We start from the raw sequence: 4,489 nt of genomic DNA on the forward strand, positions 1-4,489 counted from the left end.
AAAAATCAACAACTTGAGGATGCACTCCTTGAGCTTGCGCAAATCGCTGGAGGACAATATGGCGAAACTGTATGCACAGAAGATAACGAATAACGAGATGAATACATTAACAGGTGAGGCGTGGAAAATTGAAGATGTGCCGATGTTGTGGAGAGTAGAGGTAGAGGAGTTGTTGAATGTTGAAACTATTGACCAGTGACAAAGCACTCCACTTTCTCTATTCATTCTTCCTAGCATCAATCTGGTGGCCTCTTGGCATTGTGTTTGCAATAGGCAAGGAGATGTATGATTGGTTCAAGTACGGCAAAAAAATAGGGTGGAGCGAGTTTAGAAAAATGATGTTTGGTGATTTGATAGCCGATGGTATCGGTATTATCATGGGGATAATTTTAGTTCTTGGAGTACGACATGGAATTTTTTAGAGAAGTATTGCCACTATTGCTAGTGGTCTTGGGTGGCGGTGGAATAGTAAACACGATTATTATTCGACATTACACGAAGCACGATCAAGTAAAGGAGCTTTGCAAAGTGAACAATCGACAAGCGGAAGAATTAGTTATCTTATCCTCTAGTATGAGCGGTATCATGAAAGTGCTTTCCCTGCTCGTAGATGCATTACATGAGAAAGGTGTTCTCAACGGAAACTCCATAGAAGTAAAAAAAGAGCTTACCCTTGCAAAAAAGCAACTGGACGAATATACTAAACAAAAGAAAGACAAAGGTCTTTTTGTAGGAGAATGATATGGCAAAGAAACTGACTTTAATAATGTTAACGGTCGCCTTTGTGGTCGGTTGTGTTGGTGCGTTCGTTCCACAGTTTCTAATGGAAAGCTACACCAATTTTTTGAAAGGCTTTGCACCACTTTATATCTCATTGATTGCTAGTATTGGAGCAAATAGTGCAGTAGAGAAGTACAAAAAATGAACATATTAGGAATTTTAGGGGCAGTTATTGGACTGCTTTTAGGACTTGTAAGTTTACAGGGTAAAAAGATATCCAAGCAAAAAGCCGATATACGCAAAAAGGAACAGGAGCTTGTATCAAAGACTGCTTTAACAAAAGCAAGCGAAGATATTAGAGAGCAAGACAAAAAGCTCACAGACAAAGAGGTCGTAAAAGCTGATAAAATAAAGGGGGCAAAAGATGAAAAAGAGCTTACTGATGTTATCAATACTGCTATTGATGATTTTAATAAGTTGTAGGTCAACAAAAGACTTTGTACTCTTTTCCGATAATATAGCCCCTCCCACTCGACCAGAGCTAACAAGGCTCACAGATGATGATATTCTACAGCAATTTAGAGTTTTAAGTGAGAACCTAATCAAAGCAATGACTACTATTGAACGTTGGGAAGTTTATCAAGATAATCAAGACTACTACTACACTAAAGTAGTACATAAATAACCTCCTTCAAAAAAGTTTAACTCCTTTTTCCCCTCTCCGGAGGGGTTTTATTTTATTTAGTGAAATATTTATAACAAACTTGTTGACAACAATGTTAATATTTGTTATATTATATATAGAAGGAATTAGAAAGGAGTTAAATATGAGTTTAGGCAAGTTACTTTCACTAGCAACAAAAGGAAAGGTTAAGGTCGGCAACATCTCAATTTTTAAGGGGCAATCAGCCCCTTTCTATGTTGAGAAAAGTGATACAATCATACCGATAAATTCGGTTAAAGAATTGAAGGAGGTTTTAGTTGAAACTGTTTCAAATTAAATACAATAAAATAGAGCTAGATGTTCACGCCATAATTGACGCAGACGGTCGGGCAGAGGTTACAAACGTGTTTGTGGGTGACATTGATATTTACGACTTGCTTTCAATTGAAGTGCTACACGATATAATAGAGAGGGTAGAAAATGAAACCTGAAATTTTAGCTCACCCCAATATCCCAAAACCTTTACACGGTCTAGCACCTAGAACAATCTTTGGTGCTACTTGGTGGAAAAACGAGAGGGCAGACGCCATAGCTAAACAAGAGTCAAAGTGTGCAAGTTGTGGAGTTCACTTACAAGACGCAGAGTTCCACAACTGGCTAGAGGCTCACGAGTACTACGACATTGATTTTGCAACAGGAAAAGCTGTGTACAAAGAGGCTGTAGCATTGTGTCATTCTTGCCATCAATTTATACATTCAGGCAGGTTGTTGGCAGTTTTAGAAAAAGGGGAGATTAGTTTTGATCGAGTTCATAGGATTGTCGACAAAGGCTTAGACTTGTGTTTCGCTTTTGACGTTGTGCCATATATTGGACTGCAACCCTTAGTTGAATATTTGGGGATACCTTGGCAGAGTTTTTGGCAACCTGATTTTTACGCACCTTGGTCGGAGTGGCGATTAGTTGTTGACGGCAAAGAGTACAAGGGTTTTGATACTATCGAAGATTGGGCAGAAAAGTACAATGCAGAAATTACAGAGGAGGACAGACTGTTATGGTCAGTTTGGTGACAAATAAGGTTGTTGTAGAAGGCAACTCCCTTACTGTCTTGCTACCAGAGGGCTATAGGGAGTCCATAGAGCAATTATTGGGCAAAAAAGGGGGTTGGATACATCTACACGTTGGAACCCCCCAAAAACAGCGTTCTACGGGTCCACGAAGTGAGAACAATTTAATACACGGCAGTTGTGCTTTAATTGCTGAACAACTGGGATACTTAGAAACAATGGGCAAGGGTCAGGCAACTGAATATGTAAAAGACGCAATGAAACGAATGGCAGTTGGCTCTCGTGGTTATCCCACAACTTTCAACGAGATAGATGGACACGAAGAGCCTATGAGTCTAGCTTTTGCAACAAGTGAACAGGCTCAAATGGTTATTGACACCATACTAGACTTTTGTTCATTTCAAGATTTGTGGTTGGTTCGATATAACGACAAAAATGAACCTGAAATGTATTGGGTTTCAAGTGGAAAGGCTATACAATAATGTTAAAGTGTGTTATATTTATATAAGGGGGATATATGACATTAAAAGAATTTAGGGAAAAACGGTTCATTTCTAGAAAAAAGATGGCTAAGATGGCTAATGTTTCAGAAATGACAATTTACAGATGGGAGGTTGGGAAATCAAAGCCCCAACTCGACAAACTAATAACTCTTATCGCAGTTTTTGGGCAAGAGATATTAGAGTGCTTTGAGTAGTTAAAATTTACTATAAAAGGAGTTAAATATGGTAAATCAAGGAACAATAGGGAAAGAAATTGCGAAAGCTCTCCCTGATTTAATGGCAGAGATGAAAAACGCAACGAACAGTAAGAAAGGGTATGGCTACAATTACGCGCCTCTTAATGAAATTTTAGACGTAGCAAGACCAATCTTAGCTAAACATCACTTTAGCATTAACCAGTTTGTCGGCAACCACGAAGGAATGGTAACGGTCACTACAAGGCTTATGCACCAGTCAGGCGAGTATATTGAAAGCACAATGGTGTTACCTTTAGCAAAAGTTTCAGGGGCGAATGACGTTCAACAAATGGGTGCTAGTATAACTTACGCTAGACGTTATATGTTGACTTCTATCTTGGGGATTGCAGGAGAAGAAGACACAGACGGCAATCCAGATGGTGATAAAAAACCACCTAAAAACCAGACTAAAGCACCACCAAAAGCTCAAACTAATGTTGAAAACGACAAAATCGACAAAGCAATAAAAATGACGGAGGCTTATCTCAAAGCTAATGAAAAACGCATTTTAATTGAAGATTTAGACGTGATGAAAGACCACTTTAACGAGCTGAAAAAGCAACCAGACGACAATCAAAAGTATTTAGATATTCGTGATTTTTATAGTAGTGTCCAAAACTACATTAAGGGGTTAGAGGGTGCGTAAAAGTTTAGAAATTTTTGACACAAGGCTAAAGCTTTATGAACGTTCTCAAGGTCGTTGCGAAATATGTGGAGTTTCAATGTCATTCGGACAAATGCAAATGGCACATAGGCTTAGACAGTCGAAAGCTAACTTAAAAAAATGGGGTGAGGAGATAATTCACCACCCCATAAACTTAGTAGCAACTTGTTCGCTGAAATGTAACGCAAAGGCGAGTACAAGCAATTGGAGGGAGGTTTTTGAGGAGATGGCAGGCGATCAAAATATGTTAGAGATATTAAAGGGGTTAGGATATGAACAAAACTAAACTAATATTAGAATGGTAACAAAAAGGTCGTTGGCTTAGCTCGCAGGTCGCTTTTTCTCAATTCGGAGTCACTAGGCTATCGAGTATAATATTCAACTTACGAGCAAAAGGTCACGACATTCAAAAAGAGATGATACAAGCTGTTGACAGATATGGCAATAGTGTCAGGTACGCAAATTACTACTTAGAAGTTGACATTACAGAGGATATTGAGTAGTATAAAGGTAGGTTCAGAGAGTGAGCAGATTTATCCACTTTGCCCACTTTCTGAAAAGAAAATGGAAAGCCTTAACTGGTTACCCTGTGGATACATTCGAAAGAATGAGGGTGGACTGGTTAAGGCTATTTTTA

Annotated in this window: 11 protein-coding genes; all 11 read left to right on the plus strand. The window is 38.7% G+C overall.

Going from position 1 to position 4,489, the window contains the following annotated elements; genetic code table 11:
- The first annotated feature begins 176 nt into the window (after positions 1-176).
- The 11 genes from M0R38_12930 to M0R38_12980 all read left to right on the plus strand — a co-directional run bounded on the left by M0R38_12930 (position 177) and on the right by M0R38_12980 (position 4,138).
- Positions 177-422 (plus strand): hypothetical protein, encoded by a 246-nt coding sequence (locus M0R38_12930; GenBank protein MCK9482638.1) that lies wholly within the window; start codon positions 177-179, stop codon positions 420-422.
- Positions 409-741 carry a hypothetical protein gene (locus tag M0R38_12935; protein MCK9482639.1) on the plus strand — a complete coding sequence of 111 codons (333 nt, stop codon included), beginning with the start codon at positions 409-411 and terminating at the stop codon, positions 739-741. Before M0R38_12930 ends, M0R38_12935 begins: the two co-directional genes overlap by 14 nt.
- A gap of 1 nt (position 742) precedes the next feature.
- Positions 743-925: a hypothetical protein gene (locus tag M0R38_12940; GenBank protein ID MCK9482640.1), complete on the plus strand. Its 183-nt coding sequence runs from the start codon at positions 743-745 to the stop codon at positions 923-925.
- Entirely contained in the window at positions 922-1,203 is a 282-nt protein-coding gene (locus M0R38_12945) for a hypothetical protein (GenBank protein ID MCK9482641.1), read from the plus strand. Before M0R38_12940 ends, M0R38_12945 begins: the two co-directional genes overlap by 4 nt.
- Positions 1,204-1,496: 293 nt before the next feature.
- Positions 1,497-1,721 carry a hypothetical protein gene (locus M0R38_12950; protein ID MCK9482642.1) on the plus strand — a complete coding sequence of 75 codons (225 nt, stop codon included), beginning with the start codon at positions 1,497-1,499 and terminating at the stop codon, positions 1,719-1,721.
- Positions 1,702-1,875, plus strand: a complete 174-nt coding sequence (locus tag M0R38_12955; protein ID MCK9482643.1) for a hypothetical protein — start codon at positions 1,702-1,704, stop codon at positions 1,873-1,875. The genes M0R38_12950 and M0R38_12955 overlap by 20 nt, the downstream gene beginning before the upstream one ends.
- Positions 1,865-2,452, plus strand: a complete 588-nt coding sequence (locus M0R38_12960) for a hypothetical protein (GenBank protein MCK9482644.1) — start codon at positions 1,865-1,867, stop codon at positions 2,450-2,452. Before M0R38_12955 ends, M0R38_12960 begins: the two co-directional genes overlap by 11 nt.
- On the plus strand, positions 2,437-2,931 hold the full coding sequence (locus M0R38_12965; GenBank protein ID MCK9482645.1) for a hypothetical protein: 495 nt from the start codon (positions 2,437-2,439) through the stop codon (positions 2,929-2,931). Before M0R38_12960 ends, M0R38_12965 begins: the two co-directional genes overlap by 16 nt.
- Before the next feature lie 35 nt (positions 2,932-2,966).
- Positions 2,967-3,146, plus strand: a complete 180-nt coding sequence (locus tag M0R38_12970; GenBank protein ID MCK9482646.1) for a helix-turn-helix domain-containing protein — start codon at positions 2,967-2,969, stop codon at positions 3,144-3,146.
- Between the two features lie 28 nt (positions 3,147-3,174).
- Positions 3,175-3,834, plus strand: a complete 660-nt coding sequence (locus M0R38_12975; GenBank protein MCK9482647.1) for an ERF family protein — start codon at positions 3,175-3,177, stop codon at positions 3,832-3,834.
- Positions 3,827-4,138, plus strand: a complete 312-nt coding sequence (locus M0R38_12980) for a hypothetical protein (GenBank protein MCK9482648.1) — start codon at positions 3,827-3,829, stop codon at positions 4,136-4,138. The genes M0R38_12975 and M0R38_12980 overlap by 8 nt, the downstream gene beginning before the upstream one ends.
- Positions 4,139-4,489: the final 351 nt, after the last annotated feature.

The organism is Bacteroidia bacterium, from assembly GCA_023228875.1.
In the GTDB taxonomy this organism is placed as follows: Bacteria; Bacteroidota; Bacteroidia; order NS11-12g; family UBA955; genus JALOAG01.